Source organism: Bradyrhizobium tunisiense (genome assembly GCF_042263385.1).
Classification (GTDB): domain Bacteria; phylum Pseudomonadota; class Alphaproteobacteria; order Rhizobiales; family Xanthobacteraceae; genus Bradyrhizobium; species Bradyrhizobium tunisiense.
On the sequence record NZ_JBHLEV010000001.1, the window covers coordinates 1054736 to 1069343 of the forward strand.

11 protein-coding genes are annotated in these 14608 nt (G+C 64.4%); 5 read left to right on the top strand and 6 right to left on the bottom strand.

The window, feature by feature from the left end:
* Positions 1-156: 156 nt before the first annotated feature.
* Positions 157-2946: a [protein-PII] uridylyltransferase gene (locus ACFDR6_RS04955; RefSeq protein WP_375857615.1), complete on the top strand. Its 2790-nt coding sequence runs from the start codon at positions 157-159 to the stop codon at positions 2944-2946.
* A 139-nt stretch (positions 2947-3085) separates the two neighbouring features.
* Here the strand turns inward: ACFDR6_RS04955 and ACFDR6_RS04960 are convergent, their stop codons facing one another.
* Positions 3086-3616, bottom strand: a complete 531-nt coding sequence (locus tag ACFDR6_RS04960) for a methylated-DNA--[protein]-cysteine S-methyltransferase (RefSeq protein WP_375857616.1) — start codon at positions 3614-3616, stop codon at positions 3086-3088.
* A gap of 50 nt (positions 3617-3666) precedes the next feature.
* On the opposite strand from ACFDR6_RS04960, the gene ACFDR6_RS04965 reads away from it, so the two are divergent.
* Together ACFDR6_RS04965 and ACFDR6_RS04970 are read left to right on the top strand one after the other, a co-directional pair.
* Positions 3667-4074: a DUF1304 domain-containing protein gene (locus tag ACFDR6_RS04965; protein ID WP_249153201.1), complete on the top strand. Its 408-nt coding sequence runs from the start codon at positions 3667-3669 to the stop codon at positions 4072-4074.
* 146 nt (positions 4075-4220) lie between these two features.
* Positions 4221-5447 (top strand): ABC transporter substrate-binding protein, encoded by a 1227-nt coding sequence (locus ACFDR6_RS04970; RefSeq protein ID WP_212083657.1) that lies wholly within the window; start codon positions 4221-4223, stop codon positions 5445-5447.
* Positions 5448-5645: 198 nt separating this feature from the next.
* Here ACFDR6_RS04970 and ACFDR6_RS04975 read toward each other — a convergent pair whose 3' ends face one another.
* The gene (locus ACFDR6_RS04975) at positions 5646-6071 is read right to left on the bottom strand and encodes a DUF1330 domain-containing protein (RefSeq protein ID WP_375857617.1); all 426 of its coding nucleotides are present in this window, start codon (positions 6069-6071) and stop codon (positions 5646-5648) included.
* A gap of 169 nt (positions 6072-6240) precedes the next feature.
* Here ACFDR6_RS04975 and ACFDR6_RS04980 point away from each other — a divergent pair, with 169 nt between their 5' ends.
* Positions 6241-8448 (top strand): transglycosylase domain-containing protein, encoded by a 2208-nt coding sequence (locus tag ACFDR6_RS04980; protein ID WP_375857618.1) that lies wholly within the window; start codon positions 6241-6243, stop codon positions 8446-8448.
* A 344-nt stretch (positions 8449-8792) separates the two neighbouring features.
* Here ACFDR6_RS04980 and ACFDR6_RS04985 read toward each other — a convergent pair whose 3' ends face one another.
* The 4 genes from ACFDR6_RS04985 to ACFDR6_RS05000 all read right to left on the bottom strand — a co-directional run bounded on the left by ACFDR6_RS04985 (position 8793) and on the right by ACFDR6_RS05000 (position 13125).
* Complete coding sequence (locus tag ACFDR6_RS04985; RefSeq protein WP_212083651.1) at positions 8793-9632, bottom strand: M48 family metallopeptidase; 840 nt, start codon at positions 9630-9632, stop codon at positions 8793-8795.
* A gap of 269 nt (positions 9633-9901) precedes the next feature.
* Positions 9902-11230, bottom strand: coding sequence for a polyhydroxyalkanoate depolymerase (locus tag ACFDR6_RS04990; RefSeq protein WP_212083649.1), 1329 nt, complete (start codon positions 11228-11230; stop codon positions 9902-9904).
* Positions 11231-11351: 121 nt separating this feature from the next.
* Positions 11352-12170 carry an ABC transporter permease gene (locus ACFDR6_RS04995; protein WP_375857620.1) on the bottom strand — a complete coding sequence of 273 codons (819 nt, stop codon included), beginning with the start codon at positions 12168-12170 and terminating at the stop codon, positions 11352-11354.
* 151 nt (positions 12171-12321) lie between these two features.
* On the bottom strand, positions 12322-13125 hold the full coding sequence (locus ACFDR6_RS05000; protein ID WP_212083646.1) for an ABC transporter ATP-binding protein: 804 nt from the start codon (positions 13123-13125) through the stop codon (positions 12322-12324).
* Positions 13126-13230: 105 nt separating this feature from the next.
* On the opposite strand from ACFDR6_RS05000, the gene ACFDR6_RS05005 reads away from it, so the two are divergent.
* Positions 13231-14553 (top strand): ActS/PrrB/RegB family redox-sensitive histidine kinase, encoded by a 1323-nt coding sequence (locus ACFDR6_RS05005; RefSeq protein WP_212084588.1) that lies wholly within the window; start codon positions 13231-13233, stop codon positions 14551-14553.
* The last annotated feature ends 55 nt before the right edge of the window (positions 14554-14608 follow it).

Sequence of the window (14608 nt, forward strand, 5' to 3'; positions counted from 1 at the left end):
AAGGAGTTAAATCTAGAAATCAACGAGAAAATCCGCCCCTCGAAGGCGGACCCGCCGAGAACAGATTTGCCCAAAGCCGCAGCTTTCCAGCATGGAACGACTATTGCCAGAGAATGGCGGGTGACAGCGCCTGTCACCTCTTATATCCGGTGAGGCATGGACAGCGTCGCGACTGAGCACAGGGCCGAGGTGGACGATCGTTTCGACACGGCGCGGATCACCGCAGCGGTCGATGCGCTTGCCGAAAAGCATCAGGGACGCGAAGACGCGTTCCGCACCGCCATGGCGCAATTGCTCAAGGCCGAGCTGATTGCCGCACGCGCCGCGGCGCAGCAAATCCTTCTGAAGGATCGCCACGGCCGCCGCTGCGCAGAGCGGCTGTGTCACGTCCAGGACGAGATCATCCGCATCCTCTACTCGGCGGCAACCCGTCATCTCTACCGCTCGCCGATCCCGAGCGGCGCCGAGCGCATGGCGGTGGTCGCGACCGGCGGCTATGGCCGCGGTCTGATGGCGCCGGAATCCGACATCGATCTCCTGTTCATCCTGCCCTACAAGCAGACCGCCTGGGGCGAGCAGGTCGCCGAAGCCATCCTCTATTGCCTCTGGGACATGGGGCTGAAGGTCGGCCACGCCACGCGCTCGGTCGACGAGTCGATCCGGCAGGCGCGCGGCGACATGACCATCCGCACCGCGATCCTGGAGACGCGCTTCCTGACCGGCGACAAGCCGCTCTATGACGAATTGGTCGAGCGCTTCGACAAGGAAGTCGTGCAAGGCACCGCGTCCGAATTCGTGACCGCCAAGCTTGCCGAGCGCGAGGAACGGCACCGCCGCGGCGGCCAGTCGCGCTATCTGGTCGAGCCCAACGTCAAGGACGGCAAGGGGGCGCTGCGCGACTTGCACACGCTGTTCTGGATCGCCAAATACGTCTACCGCGTGCGCGACACCCACGAGCTGGTCGGGCGCGGCGTGTTCGACGCACAGGAATATCGCACCTTCCGCCGCTGCGCCGACTTCCTCTGGTCGGTGCGCTGCAATCTGCATTTCTATTCCGGCCGCGCCGAAGAGCGCCTCTCCTTCGACCTCCAGCGCGAGATCGCAGTGCGGCTCGGCTACACCTCGCATCCCGGCATGCAGGACGTCGAGCGCTTCATGAAGCACTACTTCCTGGTCGCCAAGGAGGTCGGCAACCTCACCGCCATTCTCTGCGCCAAGCTCGAGGACCAGCAGGCCAAGCCCGCCCCGGTCCTGAGCCGGATGATGGCGCGGCTGCGGCCGACCGCGGCGAAGCGGCGCGTCCCTGACAGCGACGACTTCATCGTCGACAACAACCGCATCAACGTCGCAGCGCCCGACGTCTTCAAGCACGATCCGGTCAATCTGATCCGTATCTTCCGCCTGGCCCAGAAGAACAACCTCGCCTTCCATCCGGATGCGATGCGCGACGTGACGCGGTCGCTGAGCCTGATCAACGCGCAGCTTCGCGAAAATCCCGAGGCCAACCGGCTGTTTATGGAGATCCTGACCTCGGACAATGCCGAGATCGTGCTGCGGCGGATGAACGAGACCGGCGTGCTCGGCCATTTCATCCGCGCCTTCGGCAAGATCGTCTCGATGATGCAGTTCAACATGTATCATCACTACACCGTCGATGAGCATCTGATCCGCTGCATCGGCTTCCTGCAGGACATCGAGCGCGGCGGCGTCGAGGAGTTCGCCCTTGCCAGCGACCTCATGCGCAAGTCCCGGCCCGAGCATCGCGCGGTGATCTACATCGCCACCTTGCTGCACGACGTCGCCAAGGGCCGGCCGGAAGATCACTCGATCGCAGGCGCCAAGGTGGCTCGGCGGCTGTGCCCGCGGCTCGGCTTCAGCCCGGCCGACACCGAACTCGTGGCCTGGCTGATCGAGGAGCACCTGACGATGTCCACGGTCGCGCAGTCGCGCGACCTCTCGGATCGCAAGACCATCGAGAATTTCGCCGCCGTGGTGCAATCGGTCGAGCAGATGAAGCTGCTGACCATCCTGACCACCGCCGACATCCGCGGCGTCGGTCCGGGAGTGTGGAACGGCTGGAAGGCCCAGCTGCTGCGCTCGCTCTACTACGAGACCGAGCCGGTGCTGACCGGGGGATTCTCGGAGGTCGATCGCGGCAAACGCCTCGCGGCTGCCCATGCCGAGTTCCGCATGGCCTTCGCCGAATGGCCGGAGGACGAGCTCGATGCCTATATCGGCCGGCACTATCCGGCCTATTGGCTCAAGGTCGAGCTGCCGCGCAAGATGCGCCACGCCCGCTTCGTCCGCTCCAGCGAGCAGGCCGGCCACAAGCTCGCGATCAATGTCGGCTTCGACGAGGTGCGCGGCGTCACCGAGCTGACGATCTTCGCGGCCGACCATCCCTGGCTGCTCTCGATCATCGCCGGCGCCTGCGCCTCGGCCGGTGCCAACATCGTCGACGCCCAGATCTACACCACCACCGACGGTCGCGCGCTCGACACGATCTCGATTTCGCGGGAATACGACCGCGACGAGGACGAGGGCCGCCGCGCCACGCGCATCGGCGAGATGATCGAGGACGTCCTCGAAGGCAAGCTGCGCCTGCCCGAAGTGGTGGCGCGGCGCACGGTGCGCAGCAAGGCGCGGCCCTTCGTGATCGAGCCGGAAGTGACCATCAACAACCAATGGTCCGACCGCTACACGGTGATCGAGGTCTCCGGCCTCGATCGCCCCGGCCTGCTCTACGAGCTGACCACCGCAATCTCGAAGCTCAACCTCAACATCGCCTCGGCCCATGTCGCGACCTTCGGCGAGCGCGCCCGCGACGTGTTCTACGTCACCGACCTCCTGGGTGCACAGATCAGCGCGCCGACACGCCAGGCCGCGATCAAGAGCGCGCTGACCCATGTGATGGCCGGCGACAAGACGGTGCAGCCGGCGGCGTGAGGCGGCAGTCTCTCTACTCGTCATTCCGGGGCGCGCGAAGCTCGAACCCGGAATCTATTCCTCGGCACCGTCGGTGTAGCCGGATGGATTCCGGGTTCGCCGCTGCGCGGCGCCCCGGAATGACGATGTGGAGAGAGCGCTAAACCTCCACGCCCTCATGCCGCAACAGCCACCTTTTCCGCTCCAGCCCGCCGCCATATTTCACCAGCGAGCCATCCGCGCCGATCAGCCGATGGCAGGGCAGCACCACGCTGATGGGGTTGGAGCCGTTGGCATGGCCGACGGCGCGAATGGCTTTCGGCATGTCGATCCTTGCGGCGAGCGCGCCGTAGCTCATCGTGGTGCCGGCGGGAATCCGCGCGAGCGCCTTCCAGACCTTCTGCTGGAACGGCGTGCCGGCGATGCGCCATGCGATGCCCGAGAGCTGGTCGAGATCGCCGTCGAAATAGCGTGACAGCGCCGTCCGCATGGACGCGGGCGCCGGCTGGTCGCCCAGATCGACTGCGCCGTAGTGCAGGCGCAGGAGCCCGCGCATGCGGTGCTCGTAATCGTCCCAGTCGAGCGCGCGCAGCGCACCCTCGGCATCGGTGACGAGCAGCGCGATTCCGATCGGCGTCGTCAGCCGATCGAGGCCGAAGCGAACAGAGAGTTTGGTTGACCGGCTGGCCATTGCGGCACCATTGCATCGAAACACGCCCCATCGCACTTGCCATGCCGGTCATGCTAACGTCCACCCGAAAGCTGACGCTTTTGGGGGAGCTGACTTTGATCCTGATCGCCAATGTCCTGGTGGCGCTGGTTGCCGCGCTGCACGTATTCTTCCTGATTCTGGAGATGTTTCTCTGGGACAAGCCGCAGGGCCTGAAGGTGTTTCGCAACACGCCAGAGAAGGCCGAGATCACGAAAGTGCTGGCTGCCAATCAGGGACTCTACAACGGCTTCCTCGCCGCGGGCCTGATCTGGGGTCTCGTCCACGGCAATCCGGCCTTCGCGTTCCAGATCAAGGCGTTCTTCCTGCTTTGCGTGATCGTCGCCGGCGCCTATGGCGCTGCCACCGTCAGCTCACGCATCCTGATGGTCCAGGCGCTGCCTGCGGCGGTCGCGCTGGCGGCATTGCTCCTGGCCTAGCTTTTTGGCCTGAGACGCTACGGCGCGGCGTCGCGATCCTTGCGCGCGGCGGCGCCTTCCTCCACAATCTTCGGCAGCGATGGCGACCGTTGCAATCAACGGAAAAGACCGTCGGCCGAAAATTCCGTCAGGAGGAACGACCCAACATGAACAATCGCAGAGCCTTCCTAGCTGCCACGGCAGCGCTCGCCGTCACGTTTTCGGCCAGCCAAGCCCTCGCCCAGAAGAAATACGACACCGGTGCGACCGACACCGAGATCAAGATCGGGCAGACCGTTCCGTTCTCCGGCGCCTATTCCGTCTACGCCAATATCGGCAAGACCCAGGCCGCCTACTTCAAGATGATCAACGATCAGGGCGGCATCAACGGCCGCAAGATCAATCTGATCCAGTATGACGACGCCTATTCGCCGCCGAAGACGGTCGAACAGGTGCGCAAGCTCGTCGAGGGCGACGAGGTGCTGTTCACGTTCCAACTGATCGGAACCGCGGCCAACGCCGCCGTGCAGAAATATCTCAACGGCAAGAAGATCCCGCAGCTCCTTGCTTCCACCGGTGCAGCTCGCTTCAACGACCCCCAGAACTATCCCTGGACCATCGCCTACAATCCCAACTACGTGTCCGAGGGACGGATCTACGCCAAATACATCCTCGCCAATCATCCGAACGCCAAGATCGGCGTGCTCTACCAGAACGACGACATGGGCCGCGACTATCTCGCAGGCCTCAAGAGCGGCCTCGGCGCCAAGGCCGCCAGCATGATCGTCGGTGAAGTCTCCTACGAGGTCACCGACCCGACCGTCGATTCGCAAGTGGTCAAGCTGAAGTCGATGGGCGTCGACCTGTTCTATGACGCCTCCACCCCGAAATTCGCAGCGCAGGCGATCAAGAAGCTTGCCGACCTCGGCTGGACCCCGGTGCACATCCTCGACATCAATGCGAGCCCGGTGTCGGCCACCTTGAAGCCGGCCGGCCTCGACATCTCCAAGGGCATCATCTCGACCAATTACGGCAAGGACCCCGGCGATCCCCAGTGGAAAGACGATGCGGGCGTGAAGGCCTTCTTCGCCTTTATGGACAAGTATTTCCCCGAGGGCGACAAGCTCAACACCATCAACACCTATGCCTATTCGGTGGCCGAGCTGCTGGTGCAGGTGCTGAAGCAGTGCGGCGACGACCTGACGCGCGAGAACGTCATGAAGCAGGCCGCCAATATCAAGGGCTACTCGCCGAGCCTGGCGCTGCCCGGCATCAAGATCAACACCGGACCGAACGACTATCGCGTCAACAAGCAGATGCAGATGATGAAGTTCAACGGCGAACGCTGGGAGCTGTTCGGACCGATCATCGAGGACTCGGGCCCGTCGGGCTAGTTTCCCCTCTGTCATTCCGGGGCGATGCGACAGCATCGAACCCGGAATCTCGAGATTCCGGGTTCGGCTCTTCGAGCCGCCCCGGAATGACGGAACGAGAGATCGTTGATGGTCCAGTCATAGGCGAGCGGAAGCGACGCTGTCCTTCGGACGGCTATGCCCGGCCATAACGATGGAGGCGGATTCGCCTCATGACGTTCACGTCGGTATCTCCCCAAAGTTCTTTCCCACCGGCAGCACGGCGTGCCGGATCAGCCGCGAATCCTCCACCGCGGCCTGGCGATGCTTCACCGCCTCGCGGTAGACGGGATCGCGGATCATCTCGACGAAGGCTCCGACATCAGGATATTCGGCGATGAAGCAATGGTCCCAGCGCTCGTCCTGCGGGCCGATCAACATCAGCTCGAACCTGCCCTGCCAGACGATGCGGCCGCCGAGGCGTTCGAACACCGGGCCGCTCTCGCGGCCATAGGCTGCGTAAGCTTCCGCGCCGCTCGCCTTGCGTCCGTCCGGATAGGCAGCTTCCTTGCGCAGGCGCACCAGGTTGAGCATGTGGATCGGGCCGGGGCGATCGTTGTCCCGGAATTGTGCGAAGATCTCCTTGGTCGGATCGATATGGCCCATGTGTGTTTCCTCGGGTTTTGTGCGGACGATCCTAGCTCCGGCACCAAAGGAGCGGAACTGCGGGGTGCGAATGCCCCACCTCCTAATCACGCGTTAACGCCGGGGTAACCGGGCCTTAAACAGCGCCCGCTAGCGTGCGGCGGGGCGGGCTGACCGGGCGTATTTGCGTATGGCGTGGGGAAAGAAAAAGGGTGGGCGGAAGGAGCCGCTGTTCGGCTTGCCCGCGGCGCTCGCCGATCTGCGCCTCACCGCGGCCGATCGCATTCCCGGCGGCGACGACAAGCCGAAGAAATCGACGAAATCATCCGCCAAGCGCAAGAGCGAGGATGCCGGCGCCGAGCCGCCGCGCGAGCGCAAGGCACCGGCCGGCCGCAGCGGCGCCAAGCGGCGCGCAAAGTCGCGCGGCGGCTTTGGGCTCGGCCGCCTGGTCTATTGGGGCGCGGTGCTGAGCCTGTGGGGCGTGATCGCCGCGATCGGCGTCGTGATCTATGTCGGCGCCCATCTGCCGCCGATCCAGTCGCTGGAGATTCCCAAGCGCCCGCCGACGATCCAGATCGTCGGCGTCGACGGCAGCATGCTGGCGCAGCGCGGCGAGATGGCCGGCGCCAATGTCGCACTGCAGGACCTCCCGCCATACCTGCCGAAGGCGTTCATCGCCATCGAGGACCGCCGTTTCTATTCGCATTTCGGCATCGATCCCGTCGGCATCGCGCGTGCCCTCGTTACCAACGTGCTCCATCGCGGCGTCTCGCAGGGCGGTTCGACCCTGACGCAGCAGCTTGCCAAGAACCTGTTCCTGACCCAGGAGCGGACCCTGCAGCGGAAGCTGCAGGAGGCGGAGCTCGCGATCTGGCTGGAGCGCAAGCACACCAAGAACGAGATCCTGGAGCTCTATCTGAACCGCGTCTATTTCGGCTCGGGCGCCTATGGCGTCGAGGCGGCGGCGCAGAAATATTTCGGCAAGTCGGCCAAGAACGTCACGGTCGCCGAAGCCGCAATGCTCGCCGGCCTCGTCAAGTCGCCCTCACGGCTCGCACCGAACCGCAATCCTGAGGGCGCGGAAGCGCGCGCGCAAATCGTGCTGGCGGCGATGGCGGACGCGAAATTCATCACCGACGCGCAGGCGAAGGCCTCGATCGGCCATCCCTCCTATAATGTGAAGCCCGCCGGTGCCGGCACGGTCAATTACGTCGCCGACTGGGTCGGCGAGGTGCTGGACGATTTGGTCGGCCAGATCGACGAGAGCATCAAGGTCGAGACCACGATCGATCCGAAGCTGCAGAGCGTGGCCGAAGCCGCCATCATCGACGAGCTCGCCGCCAAGAGCGTCAAGTTCAATGTCAGCCAGGGAGCGCTGGTGGCGATGACGCCTGATGGCGCCGTGCGCGCCATGGTCGGCGGGCGGAACTATTCCGACAGCCAGTACAACCGCGCGGTCACGGCCAAGCGCCAGCCCGGCTCCTCGTTCAAGCCGTTCGTGTACCTCACCGCGCTCGAACAGGGGCTGACGCCCGACACGATGCGCCAGGACGCGCCGATCGAGGTCAAGGGCTGGCGGCCCGAGAACTACACCCACGAATATTTCGGCGCGGTGACGCTGACGCAGGCGCTGGCGATGTCGCTCAACACGGTCGCCATCCGCCTCGGCCTCGAGGTCGGGCCGAAGAACGTGGTGCGCACCGCCCACCGGCTCGGCATCTCCTCCAAGCTCGAGCCGAACGCCTCGATCGCGCTCGGCACCTCCGAAGTCTCAGTGGTCGAGCTGGTCGGTGCCTATGCGCCCTTCGCCAATGGCGGCTTCGCGGTGGCGCCGCATGTCGTGACGCGGATCAGGACGCTCAGTGGCAAGCTGCTCTACATGCGCCAGCCCGACGAGCGTAACCAGGTCGTCGACCCCCGCTATGTCGGCATGATGAACACGATGATGCGGGAGACGCTGATCTCGGGCACCGCCAAGAAGGCGGAGATCCCGGGCTGGCCGGCGGCCGGCAAGACCGGCACCAGCCAGGATTATCGTGACGCCTGGTTCATCGGTTACACCGCCAACCTCGTCACCGGCGTCTGGCTCGGCAATGACGACAACTCGCCGACCAAGAAGGCGACCGGCGGCGGCCTGCCGGTGGAAGTCTGGACTCGCTTCATGAGGACGGCGCACGATGGTGTGCCGGTGGCAGCCCTTCCGAGTGCACCAGGTGGCTGGGGCCTGTCGAACCTCGCGCAGGCGGCCTCGCAAGTGTCACCGCCGACGGCGGCTCCAGCGCCGGCTAACAATGGCGGCTATCGTCCGCCGCCCCCGACGCGCGCCAATGTGCGGCCGGAAGCGGCTGCCGGGCTCGATGGCTGGCTGATGGACCGGCTGTTTGGCGGAAACCGATAGGTTCTGCCTGAGGTCGAGGATGGCCTCAGAACAAAAATTGCGAAAACAACCCCATGCACAGTAGCCGGGGATAACGAAATCAACGGCTTGCGCGGGCAGCGCAAGGGCTTGAAGCGCGCCAGAAAACCGCCGTCATGCCCCGCGACCCGGCTACGCCCAAGGCTTCGCCGAGGTTTCGGTCTTGGGCGCGCCGAAGCTTTAGCGCAGGCGGCAAGCAGGGAGCCGGTACGCCGCGGCTTCTCGGCTCCATAGCAAGTGGCTCTGGAATACCGGATCGCCCGCTCCAGTGCGCAAGAGCGCACAAGGCGGGCGATGACAGCGTCGGATGAGGCGACAGCGACGGCCTAATCCTCGACGCCGTACCGGTGCAGATCGTTGCCGTAGGTGTCGAGCCACTTCTTGGCGCGTTCCATCGACGGACAGACCTTGCCGCAGACGCGCCAGAACCGCGCCGAGTGGTTCATCTCGACGAGATGGGCGACTTCGTGCGCCGCGAGGTAGTCGAGCACGAAGGGCGGCGCGAGGATCAGGCGCCAGGAGAACGACAGCGATCCCGCAGAGGTGCACGAACCCCAGCGGCTGGACTGGTCGCGGATCGACAGGCGCTTGACCCTGACGCCAAGCTCGGCCGCGTAGGCTTCCGCCGAGCGCTGAAGATCGCGACGCGCCTCGCGCTTGAGGAAGTCACCGACGCGGCGATCGACATGTTCGAGCCCGCCGGCAACGCAGAGAACGCGCTCCCCGCTGTCGCGCGTCTCGGTCCACACCGTGCCGCGCGTGCCGGCGCGGTGAACGATGCGATGCGGCGTGCCGCGCAGCGGTATCACCGTGCCCGGCTGGAACGGCGCCGCCTTCGGCAAGCGACCGAGACGGGCGGCGATCCACGCACCGTGACGCTGCGCGAAGTCCTTTGCTTCGGCCAGCGTGCCGCGCGGCGGCATGGTGAGGATGGCTTCGCGGTCGCTCGGATGAATTCTGAGCGTGTAGCGGCGCGCGCGTCTGTGCCGGCGCAATCGGATGGCAAAAAATTGCGATCCGTGGGTGATGACGAGGGTCTTCGGTTCGTGGGGCCGACGATAAAGGAGTGCGCGGGTAGCCATGTCTGTCAGTCCGGGGGGCAGGAGGGCGCCCGGATTCTGCCATAACCGCCGCCAGGGAAAGCGCTCGGCGCAAAAACAAATCATTTGCCCAATATACAGCGGTCTGGCGTCCGGGAGACCCTACAGACTGGGGTTGGAACCGGCTTTTTTCGCCCCCGCTGGACGCATGCGGCACCCCCAAGGGGTGAGGGCAGACTCACTCCTATGAAGCTACCTAAATACCGCGAATCTGGCGGGAACCCAGCCCTGTCGCAGGCCCAAAACAGGACCCGAATTTTCGCCGGGAAAGCCGAAAACCGCAGCGAGAGCCGCTCCGATGGAAAATCGGAACGGCTACTTAGCGTGTAAACACGCTATTCGGCGGCGCGCGCCTGCAACGAGCTCGGATTCGCGGCCGAAACCATGAAGTCATGGATCCGCGGCACGATTTCCGACCTGAAGCGCGAGCCGTTGAACACGCCGTAATGTCCGACGCCCTTCTGGACGTAATGGACGCGGCGATGATCCGGGATCGAGCTGCACAAGGCATGCGTTGCTTCGGTCTGGCCGAGACCGGAGATGTCGTCGTTCTCGCCTTCGACCGTCATCAACGCCACGCGCGTGACCTTGGAGGGATCGACGCGTGTTCCGCGATGGGTCATCTCGCCCTTCGGCAGCGAGTGCTTCACGAACACGGTGTCGACCGTCTGCAGGTAATATTCGGCGGAGAGGTCCATGACCGCGAGATACTCGTCGTAGAATTCGCGATGCTTGTCGACGAGGTCGCCGTCGCCCTTCACCAGATGGGCAAAAAGCTGCTTGTGGGCGTCCATATGCCGGTCGAGATTCATGCTGATGAAGCCGTTGAGCTGCAAGAATCCCGGATAGACGTCACGCATCATGCCCGGATGCGGGAACGGCACCTTGGTGATGACGTGATTGCGGAACCAGTCGATGCCGCGCTCCTGGGCGAGATTGTTCACCGCGGTCGGATTGCGGCGGGTGTCGATCGGGCCGCCCATCAGCGTCATCGAGGTCGGCACGAACGGATCGCGTCGCGCTTCCATGACCGAGACGGCGGCGACGACGGGCACCGAGGGCTGGCACACCGCGATGACGTGGGTGTTGCCGCCGAGAACGTGCAGCATCTCGATGACGTAATCGATGTAATCGTCGAGATCGAAGCGGCCGTCGCTGAGCGGCACCATGCGGGCATCGGCCCAGTCGGTGATGTAGACCTCATGCGCGGGCAGGAAAGCCTCCACCGTGCCGCGGAGCAGCGTCGCATAATGGCCGGACATCGGGGCGACGATCAGCACGCGCGGCTGCGGGCTGCGCAGCGGACGGGTGAATTTGCGGTCGAAGTAGAGCAGCCGGCAGAACGGCTTTTCCCAAACCGAGCGGATCTCGATCGGGACGCGGATGCCGTTGACCTCGGTGTCGTTGAGACCCCATTCCGGCTTGCCGTAACGGCGCGTGGTCCGTTCGAACAATTCGCAGGCCGCGGCGACCGACTTGCCGACTTCGGTGCGCGCCCAGGGATTGAGCGGATTCTGAAACAGCAGCTTGGTCGCGTCAGTGACCGCACGCGCCGGATTGAGAGAGGCGTGCGCCATCTCGTACATCCAGTACATCGGCGTCGTTAGGACCGGACTGCCTTCGGCCGCCAGGGGCGGCGCGCCGCCAAACTCACCAATCGGCATTTCTATATTCCTCTTCGCATCGCAGCATACTGCCGAATGCGTAATATTGCGTCAATGCATGGTTCCGTACATCTACGTAAGCAGATCGGCCAAATCAGGCTGAATCCACGAGAAAGTGACGTTATTCGCCGCCCGACAGCAGCGAGCCGTTCAGCTTGGCGCTGCGTAAAAGGGCAAGGAATGCTGCAAAAGATGCAACCAGAAGGGCCGCGTTGAGGGCCAACGCGCCGAGCATCAGATCGGTCCTGAAGGTCTGCTCGATGAGAAGCGCGCGCATCCCTTCGAAGACATAGGTCGGCGGCAGCACCCAGGCGACGTACTGCAAAAAGGCCGGCAGCACGCTGACGGGATAATAGACGCAGGCTAGCGGCAGGATCGCGAACATCAGGGTCCAGACGATGCTCTCCGCGCCGAGGCCGTTGCGCAGCACGAGACCCGACACGAAGATGCCGACCGACCAGCTCGTGAAGATCAGATTGCAGAAGAACGCGATCAACGGCAGGCCGAGCGCATAGACGTTGAAGTGAAACAGGAACAGGGCGAGCAGCGTCATCGGAACGATCCCGATCGCGAGCCGGATCAGGCTCATCACCATCAGCGACAGCAGAAACTCGATCGGCTTCAGCGGGCTCATCATGAGGTTGCCGATGTTGCGCGCCCACATCTCCTCCAGGAATGAGATGGAGAAGCCGAGCTGGCCGCGGAACAGGATGTCCCAGAGGATGACCGCGCCGATCAGCGTGCCGCCGGCGCGCGCGAAGAAATTGGCGTTCTCGGCGATGTAGAGCTGGAGGAAGCCCCAGGTGATGACCTGCAGCGCCGGCCAGTACAGCAGCTCGAGCAGCCGCGGCCACGACGACATCAGCAGGTACCAATAGCGCAGGATCATCGCGCCGATGCGATGGACGGAGATGCCGCGATGGAGGGAGATGTCGGTCATGGCAGCTCCGTCATCTTGAAAGGAGCCGTCATTCCGGGGCGATGCGCAGCATCGAGCCCGGAATCCATCGGCCCGCAGCACACGCGGCGAAATGGATTCCGGGCTCGCGCTCCGCGCGCCCCGGAATGACGGATGAGACACGTGGGCCGCCTCACCTCACCCCCTCCTTGACCCCGTTCACCCGTCCGCGCGCGACGTCCAGAAACACCTCCTCCAGCGTGGTGCGGTTGTAACGCGCCATGATGGCCTCCGGCGTGTCGTCGTCCTCGATGCGGCCGCGCTTCATGATGATGACGCGGTCGCAGAGCCGCTCGACCTCGAGCATGTTGTGCGAAGCCAGCAGAATGGTGGCGTTGTTCTCCTTGCGATAGCGCTCCAGATGCGCCCGCACCCAGTCGGCGGTATCGGGGTCGAGCGAGGCGGTCGGCTCGTCCAGGAGCAGCAGTTCGGGCCGGTTGATCAGCGCTTTCGCAAGCGCGACGCGGGTCTTCTGCCCGGCGGACAGTTTGCCGTTGGCGCGGTCGATGAAATCGGTGAGATCGAGATCGTCGGCGAGCTCCTTGATGCGGCCGGCTAGGTGCTTCACCGCATAGAGCTTGCCGAACACGGTCAGGTTCTGCCGGACCGTGAGCCGCATCGGCATGTCGACATAGGGGCTCTCGAAGTTCATCCGCCCCAGCACGGCCGCGCTCTCCTCGGGCATCCGATGACCGAGCACCTGGACGCGGCCGGAGGTCGGCAGCACCAGGCCCATGATCATCGCGATGGTCGTGGTCTTGCCGGCGCCATTGCCGCCCAGAAGGCCGGTGATGCTGCCGCGCGGCAGCGAAAACGAGATATCGTCGACGGCGCGGGTCTGCTTGTAGACCTTGACGAGATGATCGACCCTGATCGCCGCGGACGGGCTGTGCTCCGCGACAGTCGGCCGACTTGAAGCCTTGTCATTCTCGGTCATGCTGACCGTCTTCTGCTATTGCGGCAGGGAGCGCAAGGCTTGTAATCCGGTGGTTCCGCGAGCCCAGCGCTTATGAGCTTAGAAGGCACCACCGCATTGGCCGACATGACCGAACTTGCCGCCTCCAACTTCCGCCATGCGCAGCGGCATATCCGCCTCGACACGATCCTGCGGCTGCGCTGGCTCGCGGTGCTGGGCCAGCTCGCCGCGATCTTTATCGTGGCGCAGGGGCTGGAGTTCAACGTCGAGATCGTCCCCTGCGTCAGCATCATCGCCCTGTCGGCGGCGCTCAATCTGGGGCTCCAGACCGCGGCCAATCCGATGCACCGGCTGGAGCCGATACAGGCGGCCGGCCTGCTCGCGCTGAACATCGTGGAACTGGCTGGTCTGTTGTTCTTCACCGGGGGTTTGCAGAACCCGTTCTCGTTCCTGTTCCTCGCGCCGGTGCTGATCTCGGCCACGGCGCTGCCGGCGCGCTTCACGTTCGGCCTCGGCCTGCTCGCCGTGACCTGTGCCTCGATCCTGTTCTTCTTCCACCTGCCGCTGCCCTGGGATTCCGACGATCCGCTGGTGCTGCCGCCGATCTATCTGCTCGGCGTCTGGCTCTCGATCGCGCTCGCGATCGGCGTCACCAGTCTCTACTCGTTCCAGGTGACGGAAGAGGCGCGCAAGCTCGCTGACGCGCTGGCCGCCACCGAACTCGTGCTGACGCGCGAGCAGCATCTCACTCAGCTCGACGGGCTCGCGGCCGCAGCCGCACACGAACTCGGCACGCCGCTCGCCACGATCTTCCTGATCTCACGCGAGCTGGAAAAGACGGTCAAGGACGCCGCTTTTGCCGCCGATCTGAAGACCCTGCGCGAGCAGACCCAGCGCTGCCGCGACATCCTGAGCAAGATCACCCAACTCTCCTCCATCGGCGCGCCGTTCGACCGCATGAAGCTGTCGGAGCTGATCGAGGAGGTGGTGGCCCCGCACCGCGATTTCGGCGTCGACATCAAGGTGCGGATCGCGGTGACCGCTGCGGCCGAGCCGGTCGGCTCGCGCAATCCGGCCATCCTCTACGGCATCGGCAACATCGTCGAGAACGCGGTCGACTTCGCCCGCACCACCGTCGAGGTGAATGCCTGGTGGAACAAGGACCACATCGAACTTCTGATATCCGACGACGGTCCCGGCATTCCGCCCGATATCCTTAACCGGATCGGCGAGCCCTATCTGTCGCGGCGGCGCAGCCATGATGATGGCAGCGGCGAGCGGCGCGGCCTCGGTTTGGGCGTGTTCATCGCGCGCACCCTGCTTGAACGGACCGGCGCCAAGGTCTCGTTTACCAACCGGATCTTCCCGGAACACGGTGCCGTGGTCCAGATCACGTGGCCGCGACAACGATTTGAGACTATCGAGACGCTCGAAGAAACAATAGGATAGGCGCGACCTTGCGTCGCAAACAGGGCCGATCGACTATCGGCGGCCTTGGCACCGC

Coding starts and splice junctions, on each gene's coding strand:
- ACFDR6_RS04955 (WP_375857615.1), top strand. CDS start 157: ATGGACAGCGTCGCGACTGAGCACAGGGCCGAGGTGGACGATCGTTTC.
- ACFDR6_RS04960 (WP_375857616.1), bottom strand. CDS start 3,616: ATGGCCAGCCGGTCAACCAAACTCTCTGTTCGCTTCGGCCTCGATCGG.
- ACFDR6_RS04965 (WP_249153201.1), top strand. CDS start 3,667: ATGCTAACGTCCACCCGAAAGCTGACGCTTTTGGGGGAGCTGACTTTG.
- ACFDR6_RS04970 (WP_212083657.1), top strand. CDS start 4,221: ATGAACAATCGCAGAGCCTTCCTAGCTGCCACGGCAGCGCTCGCCGTC.
- ACFDR6_RS04975 (WP_375857617.1), bottom strand. CDS start 6,071: ATGGGCCATATCGATCCGACCAAGGAGATCTTCGCACAATTCCGGGAC.
- ACFDR6_RS04980 (WP_375857618.1), top strand. CDS start 6,241: ATGGCGTGGGGAAAGAAAAAGGGTGGGCGGAAGGAGCCGCTGTTCGGC.
- ACFDR6_RS04985 (WP_212083651.1), bottom strand. CDS start 9,632: ATGATTTGTTTTTGCGCCGAGCGCTTTCCCTGGCGGCGGTTATGGCAG.
- ACFDR6_RS04990 (WP_212083649.1), bottom strand. CDS start 11,230: ATGCCGATTGGTGAGTTTGGCGGCGCGCCGCCCCTGGCGGCCGAAGGC.
- ACFDR6_RS04995 (WP_375857620.1), bottom strand. CDS start 12,170: ATGACCGACATCTCCCTCCATCGCGGCATCTCCGTCCATCGCATCGGC.
- ACFDR6_RS05000 (WP_212083646.1), bottom strand. CDS start 13,125: ATGACCGAGAATGACAAGGCTTCAAGTCGGCCGACTGTCGCGGAGCAC.
- ACFDR6_RS05005 (WP_212084588.1), top strand. CDS start 13,231: ATGACCGAACTTGCCGCCTCCAACTTCCGCCATGCGCAGCGGCATATC.